We start from the raw sequence: 14,790 nt of genomic DNA on the forward strand, positions 1-14,790 counted from the left end.
GTTAGAATCTACAATAAACGATTCACGCCAGACCTTCCCATAGTCCGATAAGACTGATGACCAGTAACACGACCCCCAGGAGGCGGAAGAAAACCGGCGTTTCTGCCTGCAGCATCCGGTTGTGGAAGTGCAGGCCGATGATGTGACCCACTGCGGCACAGGGTAACAACCAGAGGTGGTGAATGAGCTGCAGATCCACCCCCACATAGATAAAGGCGGCCATCTTGATGGTCACCAGAATAAACCATAAGGCAAACAGTGTGTCCCGCAGGCGTTCCTTGGGCAGATGCTGGGCAACCACAGCAATAATAAGGGGCGCCCCTATCAGGGAAGTTCCGCTAATATAGCCGCCGAGCATCAGGAAGACGCCATCCACCACCCGACTGTTACTACGGAATGGCTTGTCGAGAATGTAGGAAACCGCATAGAACGAAACAATGGTAAAGATGATGCCGCTCATGATCGACGGCGGCAGGGTCAGCAGCCCGAACACTCCGATCAGCTTGGGCACGATCATGATGCCGAGGATACGCCAGAGATAAGGCCAGTCGACGGTGCTCAGCCCCTTTCCTGCGGACTTCGTGCCCCGGTTGTTAAGGGCAATGGTCAAAGATGAAAACACCAGAAGATGTACCGCAATCAGGGGCAGAAAAACCAACGGCTCATTGTGGACCAGCAACAGGAACGGCAGCGACAGCACAGCACCGCCAAAACCGAGGCCCGAGCGTACAAATCCGCTCCAGACAAAAATGAGCCCGATCAGGGCATACTGGTAAAACGAAAATTCAGTCATGGAGGCTCAGGTTGGGGGCAAACAGTAAGCAAGGCAGGAATTATAGGACGGCACTGGACGGATTGATATTGGTGGCCCTGCTGGTCATCGCTCCGTTATTTTTCATCGGCGGCCCGGATTGGGCCTCCAGCCCCCTGGTGAAGGCCACCTGGAATCTCGGCCATATTCTGTTTTTTGGTCTCGCTGTTGCCCTGATCAGGCCCCGGCGCTGGCTCCAGGGCTGGCGCCTGTGGTTGACTGTGAGCGTGATCGTGCTTGGCCTTGGGATGGCGATTGAGCTGGTCCAGGGCGCGGGCAGCCGGGAACTGGACAGCCATGACCTGTTGCGCAACCTGATCGGCGCCTGGGCCGTTCTGGCCTGGCAAAAGCCTGCAGCAAAGCCGCTCGGCCACTGGCTGCTGCGGGGCCTGGCTACCCTGCTGTTACTGACGGAACTGGGCCTGGTGACTGAAGTCGCGATACAGCAGGTGCGGATAGAACGACAGATGCCACAGCTGTATGACTTTTCGGCCCCTGACCCCTCTGACTACTGGAGCGGTAACGCCTATGCCAGTGACCGCCACGTTGCAGAGGGAGAACAAAGCCTGGCCCTGAACCTCGACCCGGGCGCCTATTCCGGGGTGTGGCTGGAGAATCTTGCCTGGGACTGGCGTGGCTACGAGTCGCTCAGCCTGACTTTCCATAATCCCGAGCAGACGCCGGTTCGTCTTACCCTGCGGGTCAACGACGTTACCCATGACCGGGGTGACAATGCCCACTACGACCGCTTCAATCACAGCCTGACTATCAGGCCCGGACGACACGAGTTCAGCTTTGCCCTGCAGAGGATAGCCCAGGCACCCAGGGACAGAACCATGGATATGGCCCATGTCCGTCGACTGGGCCTGTTTGCAACCGGTCTTGAGGAATCCAGGACCGTCTACCTGTTAGAGCTGACACTTGAATGACGGGGCCAGATAGCCGCGACCAGCTCTAAAGATCCGCCAGCGTTGCCTTGAGCGTTTCCGAGATGCGCGCGTTGAGCTTCAGGTCGACAATGCCGTCAGCGCGGGTGCGGCCGAGGTTCAGGGTGGCTATGGGCTTGCCCTGCTCATGGGCGCGCCGACAGAAACGATACCCCGAGTACACCATCAATGAGGAGCCGATAACCAACAGCCCGTCGCTGGCATCAAGGGCCTGGAAAGCTGCGGTCACCCGCGGTTTGGGTACGTTATCGCCAAAGAAGACCACATCGGGCTTCAGGATGCCGCCGCAACTGGCGCAATCGGCCACCTGGAAGCTGCTGAAGTCCACATCAAGATCCGCATCGCCATCCGGAGCTGCTCTGGCAGTGAAGACAGTGAAATCGGGGTTCAGCCTGTGACAACGGTCATGGACGTCATCCCGGCTCGACCGTAAACCACAAGCCATGCAAACCACCTGGTCGGCACGACCATGGAGATCCACTGCCCCTGGGCTTCCTGCCCGCTGGTGCAGACGGTCTACATTCTGGGTAACCACATAGCCGGCATGGGACCTGGCTTCCATCTCCGCCACGTAGAAATGCGCCGGGTTGGGCTCAGCATTGCGAATGGTGGGCCAGCCAATGAGGCTGCGCCCCCAGTATCGTTGCCGGATGCCTTGGCTTTCCATGAACTCCTGGTGCTGAACCGGCTGCTTGCGCTTCCAGGCCCCCTCTCCGTCCCGATAGTCCGGAATGCCGGAATCCGTGCTCATACCGGCGCCGGTAAGAATGAACAAACGCGGGTTGCGCCGGATAAATCCGATCAGATGCCCGGCTGCTTCTTCTGGCGAATGGCAGAGCAATGCCGGGGCGTCTGGTGGTCCGATTTCTGGCCCGGTCCCGCCCCGGGTTGCGTTATTCGCCAGCGAACTGCCTGCGATCATGGTGAGGCCCTTTCAGGTAAATCAAAGCCCCATTCTAGTGGGGGCACCAGGCACATCCAAGGCCTCTGCCATTACCGGGAATCAATGCTCCTTGGCTTCCCAGCCCGCCGGGGGCTCGACACCCTCGGGGTCTTCCGTGGGCGATACGCCGGGCTTGCTGATGATCTGCACGGTGCTTGCCTGCGGCCCTTCTTCGCCCATTTCCGCTTCGAACCGTACCTCGGTACCTGGGGTCAGGCGCTCGAAGTCACCGTGCAGAACCGAGTTACGGTGGAAATAGTATTCCTCGTTGTCAGTGGGTGACTTGATAAAGCCGTAGTCCTGGTCGGGGAACAACCGGACCACCATGGCGGTGGGTGTGTCGTTATGCTGCTGCTTGACGGCGCCTTTCTGTCTGGCGGTTTCTTTCTGGATCTGTTTCTCAATGGCTTCAAACGCCTTGCGGATAACCGGTCTTAGCTGAACCTGGGGATCAGCCACGGTGCCCTGCTTGTCCGCGACCAGGTCCTTTTTCGGCGGCAGGGTGACCTCCACGCGGGCCCGGTAGGGGTTTCCGGTATTGTGTTGATGCTGGGCCCGCTCGACGACAACCCGGCAGGAAATGAGGCTGTCGCACATGCGGTCAAGGCGCTGGACCCGGTCCTGGATATAATCTTCAAGCCACTGGGAGGAAGAAACGCCCTCAAATTTAATAACCGGCTCGGTTTGCATAGCTGACTCCCTGGTATCCGTTCTGAATTTCCGGTGGAGGGCAGCTGAATTGCCGGCAATAGCGCCAGCAACAGCGCCAGGCAACGCCAGGGCAGTGACGCCATCCGGCGTAACTGATCGGCATCGCCTGGCAAATGCCCCTATAACTAAACCTGAGAGCGCGCAGCTCAAATTCAAGCCGTAGCAGGAATTTCCTTTGGGATGAAAGGCGGAATACAGGTAGAACCTATCGGGTGATGCCTAGGCGACGCACGATATTGCCCTTTCGGTTACTAGTGAAAAGCTACCCTATCAGAGGCAACAGGCCTTGTATTTCCGGCCGCTGCCGCAGGGGCATGGTTCATTGCGGCCGGGTCGAAGTACCCCTTCCCTGGGCTCACCCGTCAGGTAGAACCAGCGTCCCTGTTCCTGGGCAAAGTCAGACTGCTCTTCCAGGTAGCCCCAGCCTTCGGCCGTTCGGTATACAGCGCGAAAATGGACCTGTCCGTGCTTGTCTCCGGGTGCTGTGCCGGGAGCCGAGATGACCTGCAATCCTGCCCAGTCCGGCGAGCGGGCAAGATCAAGGGTTTCAGGCCGGGTCGTAGGGTGCCAGGTCTGAATGAGGTAGTCGGTATTCCTGAGGACGAAAGCGCTGTACCGGGAGCGCATGAGGGATTCCGGAGTCGGCGCTGGCTGACCCTCGTGCCATGGTCTGCAGCAATCCCGATAGGATCGGCCCGTGCCGCAGGGGCACGACGATCCTGCGATGGTAGTGCCTGGCATGGCTGACGCTTCTATTCTTGATCGGCGCTGTACTCGCCGCGCCGCGCCATGCTGTTAAGCTTGGCCCGTTTCAGAAACGCTGCCTGGGCCTGATCACGGTTGCTGTTATCGCCGCCCCAGGCTGCCATGGCGGGCTCCTGAAGTGCCCGGCCGTAGGACATGCTCAGGTGCCAGGGTGCTTTGTCCCGCAGACGGTTTAGCGCGTTCAGGTTGGCAGTCGCCTCTTCCGGACTCTGCCCGCCGGACAGGAAATTGATGCTGGGTACCGCCGCCGGAACCGTGCGACGCAAAATGCGCAGGGTGGTTTCAGCGACTTCTTCCGGCGAGGCCTTGCCGGCTTCCTTACCCGGGGTAATCATGCTGGGTTTGAGGATCATGTGCTCGAGCACCACCCCGTGCTGGTGCAGGGCATGGAATACAGAATGCCAGACCTGCTCATTCACTTCAGCTGCCCGCTCGATACTGTGGTTGCCGTCAATCAGTACTTCCGGCTCCACAATCGGGAGTATACCGACGGCCTGACAGACGGCTGCGTACCGTGCCAGCATTTCGGCATTGGCCGTGAGACCGAGCGCCGTGGGGTTATGATCGGTAATCGGGTAGACCTCGCGCCATTTGGCAAAACGAGCACCCTGCTTCTTGTGCCGGAGCAGCCGATCCTCCAGCCCGTCCAGGCCAAAGGTGATCATGTCGCCCGGCGCTCCTGCCAGGGGGCCCTTGCCCTTGTCTACCTTGATGCCGGGAATAATGCCGTTAGCGGACGCCAGCTCTGGTAATGGCTTGCCGTTGCCGTCCTGCTGGCTCATGGTCTCTTCGTAAAAAATCATGCCACAAATGTACTTGCCTACCTCGGGCGTGGACAACAGCATGGAGCGGTACCAACGCCGATTCTCTTCCGTGGATTCAACCCCGACTGCCTTAAGACGCTTGGTCATGGTGCCGGTGCTCTCGTCCGCCGCCAGAATGCCCCGCTCGTCGTCAATCATCTCTTCCACGGTGTTCTGAAGTTCCGCATGAACCGACATCGGCCTACCCTCCCTAGTTTGCTGATAGTTTGTTGAATGCACCATGGTTGCTGATTTGGCGTCCGGGAGCAAGATGTGTCACCGGTCCCGTTGTGTCCTGAAGCGGGAGCGTGTAAACATTCCCCAAAGCGCCTACATTAGGCAGACAGTGCCCGACAGCGAGCCAGGGGCAGTCATTGATCAATACCAGGAGGTGGTCGTGAAGGAGAGGGACAGCAAGCCGGTTCTGTTTGCGCTGGAGGCCAGCAGGGACTTTGGCGCGCGGGTAGCGAGTCTGCTGGGACTGGAACTGGCCTCCCAGGAAGATCGGCACTTCGAGGATGGCGAGCACAAGACCCGGCCTGTACTGCCAGTGCGCAACCGCGACACTTACATTCTTCACTCGCTGTTCGGGGACGACCAGTTCAGCGTCCACGACAAGCTCTGCCGTCTGCTGTTTTTTGTCGCAACCCTCCGGGACGCCGGCGCATCAAGCGTTACGGTTCTCATGCCGTATCTGGCTTACGGTCGCAAGGACAGACGCAGCAAACCCAATGATCCGGTGACCACGCGCTACGTGGCGCAACTGCTTGAGGCCATGGGCGCCGACCGTGTTGTTGCCCTTGAGGCCCACAACCAGGCTGCCTTTGACAACGCCTTCCGCTGCCGGACCGAGCATCTGGAGGCCCACGGTCTGTTTGTGTCCGAACTGACCACTCTTGTTGATTCCGCCCCTGTGGTTATCGTGTCGCCGGATTCCGGTGGTACCAAACGGGTTGACCGGTTCCGCGACGCCTGGGCTGCCGAGACCGGCAGCCAGCCTCCCACCGCCTTTTTGGAAAAGCACCGAAGTGAGGGCGTTGTGAGCGGCGATGCGGTCATAGGCGACCTCGAAGGCCGGGTCGCCATTATCGTGGATGACATGGTGGCGGGCGGCACAACCCTGCTGCGGGCCGCCCAGTCGTGTAAGGCGAAGGGAGCTACGAAGGTCTACGGGGTGGTTACCCATGGCCTGTTCGGCCCGGGTTCGGAGAGACTCTACAGCGCCCCAGAACTGGACCTGCTTCTGGTCAGCGACAGCGTAAAGCCCATGCAGACGCCGCCTACTGGCAGCCGGGTCAAGGTGGTTTCGGTAGCCAGTCTGTTTGCCGGTGCTATTGGCCGGCACCCGTTCTGGACGAATGCCGCCGGAGGCCAGTGAAAGACGATGGGATGGATGTCGCTGGAGCGGAGCGATGGAATAAAGGCACCGGCACTGGCGGTCGCTCACGCCCAGCCGTCTGCGGTTGTGTATGGTTGGGCGACCTTGTTTTCGCCGTCCGCTCTGGACTAGGCTGGACAGAGGCTCTTGCTGAAACCGGCCAACCGGATTCAGATTTTGTTTCTTTTGAGTCAAAGCGGAGACGCCAAACCCGATGAAGCAGGCTGAGCTCGATAGACGTGCTGGTTGGAAAAAATCCCCTGTTTTGGGCATTCTCACCAGCGTGGTGTTTGTCGGTATTATCCTCGCTATTCTCTATGCCTTCGGCATCCATGAGCATGTGGTGACCATGTTGCGCTGGTTTGAAGCCCAGGGCGCCTGGGCCGCGCTATGGTTCATTCTGATCATGGCCGCAGTGATGGTGCTTCTGCTGCCGGGCGTGCTGTTTACCACCGGCGCGGGTTTTGTTTTCGGCGTGCTTGAGGGCACGGTTTATGTGGTGAGCGGGACTGTGCTCGGGTCATCCATTGCCTTTCTTATTGCCCGGTATCTGTTCGGGGAAAAAGCCCGCAACTTTGTACTGGCCCGCGCCCGCTTGAAACTGATGAGCGACGAGCTGACCCCCCACGGTGGCAAGATCGTACTGCTCACGCGCCTGATCCCGTTCTTCCCCAGCAAACTGTCCAACTATTTTTTCGGCCTGACCGACTTCTCGTTCAAGGGTTTTTTCTTCGGCTCGCTGCTGGGTTATATCCCTTTTTCCCTGCATAACGTGTATCTCGGCTCCCTTGCCGCCGACCTCACGGTACTCGGTGTGCGGGAAACCGGAAGGACACCCCTTGAATGGGGGATCTATGCAGCCGGGTTTATCGGCACAGTCATCGCCGTCATTTTTCTCAATGTTCTTGCCCGTCGTGCTCTGGCGAAATACACCGGCAATGAAAATATCGTGGAGGCACCTCAGTGAGCTGGATGAAATGGTTGCCCTGGCGCTACGCCGTCAAGAAGGTTGCTCACCAGCACGGGTTTCTGGATCCGATCGCCCTGCTGGCAAAACTGCACGGCTTCGCCCAGCCCTCCGAAGTGGGCGAACCCATCGAACTGCTCAGAGCCGGCGTTGTCTTTCACGCCCGGGGTCTTATCAACAGCCGGGTGATCCAGCACAACCTGGATTGGGTCTGGCCCCACTGGATCGAACGCCAGTTCAATCCCCTGGACCCTGCGTTCATACCCCGCGCCTTTTCCATCACCCACATCAATCTCAGCCAGCGCAACTGGACCGCTATCGGTCATCCGGACTGCGACGAACTGCCGATTGTTGACCCCCGCGGCCTACTGACACCCCTGTATGACAGCTGGTCCCTGGACGGTTGGCTTATGGCAGAGGATGGCCGCTGCCTGCTCCCCTCCCGCGCCGACATCAGTCAACAGCGCCAGGATCTGGATGAGGGCGTCAGCGTTACCACAGAATCGTCCATGGATGATCTGGAACTGACCAGCCGCAGCTGGGTTGAGCTGGAAAACGGCATCCCGGTATGCAAGCTCCGCCTTCGGGCCCGATGCAAGACCGCAGGTTCCCTGATACTCGCGTTGCGCCCAAGCAATCCGGAAGGGGTGAGCTTCATCCACAAGGTCAGCCTCAGCGACAGGCGTGACGGCTGGCTAGTGGACGAAAAACACAAGGTCGCCTTTGGGGATGCAGCCGACAGTCACCACGTCTCCGACTACCGCAACGGCGATGTGCATATTCACCTGACCGACCGGGATGATCAGAGCGAGGGCACCTGTGACGTAGGCATGGTCACCGCCGCCGCGCTTTTCAAGGTGGAGGCGGGCAAGCCCCGGGAGATCACCGCCAGCATTGCCCTATCCGAAACCCAGGCCCGCCTGCCAGGCAAGGACGCATGGCAAACCGAACGCGAGGGTCATGCTCGTCTCCAGTGCCCTGACCCCCACTACCAGTTTCTTTATGAAGCGGCTGTGGCCTCGCTCATCCTGCACTCTCCGGACGATGTCTACCCCGGGCCGTTTACCTATAAGCGCTTCTGGTTCCGGGATGCCGCGTTCATTATCAACGCCCTGCTCAGCATTGGGCTGACGGCACGCGCCGAACGGGCGCTGGCACGGTTCCCCGAGCGCCAGACGACCATGGGCTATTTCCGCTCCCAGGAAGGCGAATGGGATGCCAACGGCGAAGTTCTGTGGGTGCTCAAGCGGTACTTTGACCTGACCGGCACCCGCCCGGGCGCCAACTGGCAGGGACCCATCAAACGGGGCGCCCGCTGGATCATGAAGAAACGTCTCAAGGATACCCTTGACGCGCCCCATGCCGGTCTGTTGCCCGCAGGTTTCAGCGCCGAGCACCTGGGGCCAAATGACTATTATTACTGGGACGATTTCTGGGGCATAGCCGGCCTTGAGGCGGCGTCCGCCATGCTGGCAGATGACAGCCCTGAACACAGCGGCAAGTTCGCCCAAGGAGCCCGGGATTTTTCCAAAGCGGTTAGCCGTAGCCTGGCCCAGTGCCAGCACCGGCTGAAGCGCCCCGCCATGCCGGCCTCCCCCTACCGCCGCCTGGACGCCGGGGCCATCGGGTCGCTGGCGTTTGGCTATCCGGTTCAGCTCTGTGCCCCGGACGACCCGAGATTGCTGGACCTGGCGGATTTTCTGATGGACCGCTGTCTGGTTGCAGGCGCCTTCTACCAGGACATGATTCACTCCGGACTGAATGCCTACCTGACCCTGCACATTGCCCAAGTTTTGCTCCGGGCCGGCGACCCCCGCTACCTGGACCTGATGGATGCAGTCGCCGACCTGGCATCGCCTACCGGCCAGTGGCCCGAAGCCATCCATCCCACGACCAAGGGCGGCTGCATGGGGGATGGCCACCACGTCTGGGCTTCGGCAGAGTGGGTCTTGATGATCCGCAACTGTTTTGTCCGTGAGGAGGGCGAGCGTCTTATCCTGTGCGGTGGTGTGCCACAGCGCTGGCTTGAGCAGAGCGAGCCTGTCAGTTTTGGCCCGGCACCCACCAGCTTCGGCACCGTCACCATTCGTATTCTGCCCCAGCAGGACGGTGGCCCACGGGTCGAGTGGGAAGCCAACTGGCATAATGACCGGCCCCCTATCGAGGTTTCACTCCCGGGATTCAAGTCGTTGAGTCCGACGTCGGACGCCAGCTCTGTTAAACTGGAGCCGGTCTGACGCCGGGTAGGAGACGCCTCATGCCCGACAGAGGATCAGAACACCATTTAAAGTAAACAGGTACGAGTTAAAGTAAACAGCTACGAAACCGATTCAGCCAGACAGGATGCACCATGAAACCACCCCTTGGTATTATCGAAGGCTTTTACGGGCCCGCCTGGTCCTGGCAGGAGCGCACCGATGTGGTTTCCACTCTTGCACCCCATGGCTACGGTTTCTACTGGTACGCCCCCAAGGGCGATCCCTTCCTTCGACGCCAGTGGCAGAAACCCCATCCCCCGGAAGAGGCCCGGCAGCTCACTGATTTTGCCGGTTCTTGCGAATCCGCCGGCCTTGCGTTCGGCGTCGGACTGAGTCCCTATGAGATCTATCGCAGCTTTGACGCCAGTGCCAAAGCCCTGCTGCAAGCCAAGCTCGCGGGACTGGCGGCAATGGGCGTAGAGCGTCTGGCCCTGCTATTTGACGACATGCCGGGGGACCTGCCCGACCTGGCCTTGCGCCAAGCGGAGGTGGTGGATTGGGTGCTGAACCAGACACCTTTCCAGCAGATAGCCGTGTGCCCCACTTACTACACTGATGACCCGGTCCTTGACCGTGTGTTTGCCCAGCGTCCTATAGACTATCTGGAAAATTTGGGCAGACTCCTGGAGGATTCTGTGGAAATTTTCTGGACCGGAGAAGAAGTCTGCTCCAAAGCGATCTCACCGGGTCACGTCCGCCAGATCAATGAACGGCTGGGCCGACCGGTGTTGCTATGGGACAACTACCCTGTCAACGACGGCGACCGAATGTCCCGGCACCTGCACCTGAGAGGCTTCACCGGACGCCCATCAGGCCTCCGTGAACTTGTCAGCGGTCACGCCATAAACCCGTCACTGCAACCGACCCTGGCCTGCATTCCGGCACTGACCCTGGCAGACAGTTACCGCCTGGGAGACGACTACTGTTACATCGATGCAACAAGGCGTGCCGCTTCCGCAGTGCTGGGAAACGAGCTGGGACAACTGGTCTGTGACGACCTGCTAAGCCTGGAGGATGCCGGTCTGGCCAGACTGAGTGAGGGTCGTATCGCCGCCTTGCGTAAGCGCTACTGCGGCTTTGACCACCAGGGCGCCCGGGAAATCGTCGCCTGGCTCGACGGCGCCTATCAGGTTACCGATGAGATGGTTCTGACTCAGTAATTGCCCACGACTGGCCGGCAGGGCTTCGAATAGCGGGCGCCCCAGGGATAGCCCATCGCCTTCTGGTCCGCCAGGAAGGTCTTTAGCTCTGCCACGGGCATGGGCTTGGCGAAGAAAAAACCCTGCCCGAAACTGTAGTTGTAGTCCCTTACCACACGCCATTGGGCTTCGGTTTCGATTCCTTCGGCGACCAGGCGCATATTGAGCGCCTCCGCCATCTGGCCGATGGTTCGCACCAGTTCGTTACTGGTGCCCTGCCCCTCAACATTTTTCAGAAATGACTTGTCCAGTTTGAGCATGGCCACCGGCATGTCCCGGAGTCGGCTGAGGGACGAGTAACCGGTACCGAAGTCATCAATGGCCACGTCATAACCGCTGGCACAGAGCCGCGCCAGCATACTCTCCATCTTGCAGGCGTCCCTGAGCATTGAATCTTCGGTAATCTCGATCACCAGCGCATCTGCAGGCATGCCCTCAGCCCTGGTGATGTCCTGAATCTGTTCGAGAATATGGGGCTGCCACAACTGGTTGATGGAGAGGTTCAGTGCCAGACGCAGGTCTGGCTGTACGGTTCGGCATTCCATGAGTGCCCGGCAGGCTTCCCGGAACACCAGTTCGCCGGCACGGGCGATCAGGCCGGTTTCCTCAAGCACTTTGAGAAACTGCTCCGGTGTGCGCAGGGAGCCGTCCATTCGGGGCCACCTCATCAGGGCCTCAACTGCTTCGACCTCTCCGGTCTGCAGGTTGAGAATAGGCTGGTAGAAGGTAATGAGCTCTTTTCTGTCCACCGCTTCATGAAGCTCATTCTCAAGGGCAAGTCGCTCCCGTTGTATAGTGGTCAGCATGGCGGAGTAAAACTGGAACTGGTCCCCGCCTCTGGACTTGGCCTCGTACATGGCCATGTCGGCCCAGTTGATGAGCTTGGTCGCGGCGGTTGTATCGGCAGGAAACAGTGCAATGCCAACACTGGCGCCAAGACGGTGTTCATGGGATCCATCCAGGAAAGGCTCCCGCATGCACTCCACCACCCGTTCCGCCAGCTGGCTGGCCGCACGGGCCAGCTCCTCCATGGGCCCGGCAAGGCGGCTACCCGTGCCGGCCTCGATTGTCTCGCCGTGGATAAGAAAGACAAATTCATCGCCGCCCAGCCTGGCCACAAAGTCTTCTTCCCGGGCAAGCTGTCGCAGGCGTTCTGCCACCAGCCAGAGAAGCCGGTCGCCCACTACGTGGCCGAGACTGTCATTGATGCGCTTGAAACCGTCCAGGTCCACGAAAAGCAGGGCTGCGTAACGCTCGTGTCGCTCGGCCTCGGAATCAAGCTTGGCCAGTTCCTCCTTGATGTACTGTCGGTTTGGCAGCCCCGTCAGGGCATCGCGATAGGCTCGTCTTTGGGCAAGGGCCCTCTGCTCTTCCAGCTTGTCCCGCATGCGCAGCGAGGAAATGCCATGGGCCGCGTTATCGGCGAGTTTCTGCAGCAACGCGACTTCATCGGTATGGAAGGCTTCGCTTATGGTGGAGTAGATGACCATGACGCCCAGTGTGGTGCTGCCGTCGAAGAACAGCGGCAAGGCCAGCGCTGTGCGGATCCCACGCTCGGCCAGCTGGCCGTCCCGCGCCAGTTCCGCCGGGCCGCTGATTACCGGCAGGCGTTCAGCAATGGCACTCTGGGCGGGGCTGGCTGCGACCTGCTCCTCATTCACCACTAGTGCATCGAGGTTATTACCCCGGGCACTGTCCGCTTCGTGCACCGCAAGGACATCTATCTGGCCGGGCGTGTTCTGATGCGCCATGCCTACCCATGCCAGGCGGTAGCCTTCCGGCCCGACAATATGGGTCAGCACCCGGTCGAGAAGATCGTCCTCGGTGCTAGAGCGGATTGCCGCCTCATTGGAGGCTGCCAGAATCCGGTAGGCCCGGTCCATCCTGACCCGCTGGGTCTCGGACAACAAGAACCGCTGATGCTGGTGCCGTGAAAGCTCCTGGAGCCGTTCGAGGTTATTGATCCGGGCACGCAGCTCTGCGGTCAGCACCGGCGTGAACACGACATCGTCCACCTCGTTACCCAGCACATTACGGGTATGACCGAGCTGGTTTTCCCGCAGCATCAGCAGGACTGGCACCAGCTCAGGGTCACGGGACTGCCTGAGAGTTCTCAAGGTGGCGCGGCTGCTGCGAAGGCGATTGAAATCAACGATCACAAGGTCAATGTCTGGTCCTGGCGTCATACCCTCCTGCCAGCGCACCAGGGTATGCTGCGGCAGAGCCTCTGCCAGGACCCGCCGGTTTCCTTCGTGACTCAGTAATAAAAGTATGCGTGCCATCCGGGGTCAGGCTCCTGGATTGGGTTAAGAGCCCGTATCGGGATCGATCTGAATGGGCTGACCGCGCAAAATACCGCTCAGGCCATGCAAGGGCGGACCCACCTGCAAACCCTCATCGGTAATATCGAACCGATGCAGAGTCTTAGCAAAATCCCCGACCCGGTTTTTGATCACGCCAATGGTTTTCCGGAGTTCACTTTTCACTTCGATATAGCGGAGCATGATGAGGGTATCGCTCAGGTAATTCATGCTGGGATCAGCGGCAGACACGTTCTCTGATGAGATATGGGGTGTCTCATTCACCAGTATCGTCGATACACCCGCACTGACAAGATAACGGCAAAGGGCGTGCAGACGGTTGTTCACATCCTCGCCATCCACGGCCAGATTCTCCACCGACACCTTGTAACCGGAAGAGCCATCAATCATCACGGTTCGGATATCATGCTCTTCAATCTGCTGACGTATACTCTGGGCCAGCTCATCCGGAGAGAAGCGCATGGGCTCGATGGTCTGGACCTGAAGATCCCCTGCCTCCGTCAGCTGCGCAGCAGGCAGGTGCAGGCGTTCGCAACGGCTCAGCACGGTCTGCTCACTTTCTTCAAAGCAGAAAACCAGGGCTCGCTCGCCCCGTTTTGCTGCCGCACAGACAAACTGCATACCCAGGGTGGTTTTGCCCACCCCCGTTGGTCCTGCGATTATAATCATGCTGCCCGTGTGCATGCCGCCATTAAGCATGTCGTTCAGCGCAGGGATGTCCGTGGTGATCTGCCGCGATGTCACTGCCTGGCTGTGATCAGAAGGCACCATTCTCGGGTAGACCCTCATGCCTGACGAGGTGAGCTTCATGAAATGGTTGCCCGCCGAAAAGGTTGACCCTCTGTGTTTACTGACCCGGATGCTGCGGCCCTGCCCCATTCGGGCCAGGGTAACGATGCCGTCTGCGATAAAGTTCAGTTCTGAGCCACCCTGCGTACTGTGTTCGCCATCAGTAGCCTCGCTTGAAAACAGCAGGGTCGCCCCGCGGGAGGCAATAAAGTTGAACAGGGCCTGACTTTGGCGACGGAACTGATAGGCATCCGGTGAAAGCGCCGCCAGGGACGACAGTGGCTCAATGACCACGCGGGCTGGCCGGTGGCGGTCCAGGGCGTCACAGATCTTGCGGAGTATGGGGGCCAGGCCCAGGTCAGAGCTCGGGATCACATCGAAAGCATCCTGGGCCTCCTGCTCAATATCTCCGGGAGATAGATCCTCGAACACCAGCTTCTCGGGCATCAGCCCGAGAGATTCGGCCATCCACCGGATCTTTTCCATGCTTTTATCGAAGGTAATGTAAAGCGTTGGCTCATCGGAGCATTGAGCGAGAAACTGCAGACAGAGGGTAGTTTTGCCGCATCCCGGCCCGCCGCTGACCATATAGGCTCGCTCCTTGAAGAAGCCACCACCCAGAATGCTGTCTAGACCGGCGATGCCGGCTGAAATGCGTTCAACCACGTGAAACTCCACAATGTCAGCGCTTGGTAGACTGATAAAGCCGCTCTGGCGTCAGTGCAGAACAGGGAGCGGCTCATGGCCACAGGAATACAGGGCAACCTGAATGCTGGCAAGCAGATGCTTAATCGTGCGGACGGCGTCTTGGATGACTCGCTTTTATAAACAGGCATCTGCACTATCAGCGTGTCATGGCGGGGGGTAAGCTACAAGAATAAAAAAACCCGCAACCACG

Annotated in this window: 12 protein-coding genes; 5 read left to right on the forward strand and 7 right to left on the reverse strand. The window is 59.5% G+C overall.

Annotation, left to right across the window (positions count from 1 at the left end):
- Nucleotides 1–22: 22 nt before the first annotated feature.
- On the reverse strand, nt 23–793 hold the full coding sequence (locus G7W63_RS05945) for a sulfite exporter TauE/SafE family protein (protein WP_166254610.1): 771 nt from the start codon (nt 791–793) through the stop codon (nt 23–25).
- A 71-nt stretch (nt 794–864) separates the two neighbouring features.
- On the opposite strand from G7W63_RS05945, the gene G7W63_RS05950 reads away from it, so the two are divergent.
- A complete protein-coding gene (locus tag G7W63_RS05950) occupies nt 865–1,740 on the forward strand; it encodes a succinyl-CoA synthetase subunit beta (protein WP_166254613.1) in 876 nt (291 codons plus the stop codon).
- A gap of 25 nt (nt 1,741–1,765) precedes the next feature.
- Here the strand turns inward: G7W63_RS05950 and G7W63_RS05955 are convergent, their stop codons facing one another.
- The 4 genes from G7W63_RS05955 to G7W63_RS05970 form a co-directional block, all read right to left on the reverse strand.
- Complete coding sequence (locus G7W63_RS05955) at nt 1,766–2,680, reverse strand: NAD-dependent protein deacetylase (protein ID WP_166254616.1); 915 nt, start codon at nt 2,678–2,680, stop codon at nt 1,766–1,768.
- A gap of 81 nt (nt 2,681–2,761) precedes the next feature.
- A complete protein-coding gene (locus G7W63_RS05960) occupies nt 2,762–3,391 on the reverse strand; it encodes an HPF/RaiA family ribosome-associated protein (RefSeq protein WP_166254619.1) in 630 nt (209 codons plus the stop codon).
- 291 nt (nt 3,392–3,682) lie between these two features.
- Entirely contained in the window at nt 3,683–4,153 is a 471-nt protein-coding gene (locus G7W63_RS05965; RefSeq protein ID WP_166254622.1) for a YchJ family protein, read from the reverse strand.
- Between the two features lie 11 nt (nt 4,154–4,164).
- Nucleotides 4,165–5,178 (reverse strand): class I fructose-bisphosphate aldolase, encoded by a 1,014-nt coding sequence (locus tag G7W63_RS05970; RefSeq protein ID WP_166254625.1) that lies wholly within the window; start codon nt 5,176–5,178, stop codon nt 4,165–4,167.
- Between the two features lie 43 nt (nt 5,179–5,221).
- Here G7W63_RS05970 and G7W63_RS05975 point away from each other — a divergent pair, with 43 nt between their 5' ends.
- From G7W63_RS05975 to G7W63_RS05990, 4 genes are all read left to right on the forward strand, one after another.
- Entirely contained in the window at nt 5,222–6,358 is a 1,137-nt protein-coding gene (locus G7W63_RS05975; protein ID WP_242634326.1) for a ribose-phosphate diphosphokinase, read from the forward strand.
- A gap of 214 nt (nt 6,359–6,572) precedes the next feature.
- Entirely contained in the window at nt 6,573–7,325 is a 753-nt protein-coding gene (locus tag G7W63_RS05980) for a TVP38/TMEM64 family protein (RefSeq protein WP_166254628.1), read from the forward strand.
- 5 nt (nt 7,326–7,330) lie between these two features.
- The gene (locus tag G7W63_RS05985) at nt 7,331–9,562 is read left to right on the forward strand and encodes a YkoF family thiamine-binding protein (protein WP_242634341.1); all 2,232 of its coding nucleotides are present in this window, start codon (nt 7,331–7,333) and stop codon (nt 9,560–9,562) included.
- Between the two features lie 113 nt (nt 9,563–9,675).
- Nucleotides 9,676–10,743, forward strand: coding sequence for a beta-N-acetylglucosaminidase domain-containing protein (locus G7W63_RS05990; RefSeq protein WP_166254634.1), 1,068 nt, complete (start codon nt 9,676–9,678; stop codon nt 10,741–10,743).
- On the opposite strand, the gene G7W63_RS05995 is transcribed toward G7W63_RS05990, so the two are convergent.
- Both G7W63_RS05995 and G7W63_RS06000 read right to left on the reverse strand, forming a co-directional pair.
- Nucleotides 10,737–13,064: a putative bifunctional diguanylate cyclase/phosphodiesterase gene (locus tag G7W63_RS05995; RefSeq protein ID WP_166254637.1), complete on the reverse strand. Its 2,328-nt coding sequence runs from the start codon at nt 13,062–13,064 to the stop codon at nt 10,737–10,739. The two genes, G7W63_RS05990 and G7W63_RS05995, sit on opposite strands and share 7 nt — an antisense overlap.
- Before the next feature lie 24 nt (nt 13,065–13,088).
- Nucleotides 13,089–14,558 (reverse strand): ATPase domain-containing protein, encoded by a 1,470-nt coding sequence (locus G7W63_RS06000; RefSeq protein ID WP_166254640.1) that lies wholly within the window; start codon nt 14,556–14,558, stop codon nt 13,089–13,091.
- Nucleotides 14,559–14,790: the final 232 nt, after the last annotated feature.

It is taken from the genome of Marinobacter salicampi, assembly GCF_011074795.1.
Classification (GTDB): domain Bacteria; phylum Pseudomonadota; class Gammaproteobacteria; order Pseudomonadales; family Oleiphilaceae; genus Marinobacter; species Marinobacter salicampi.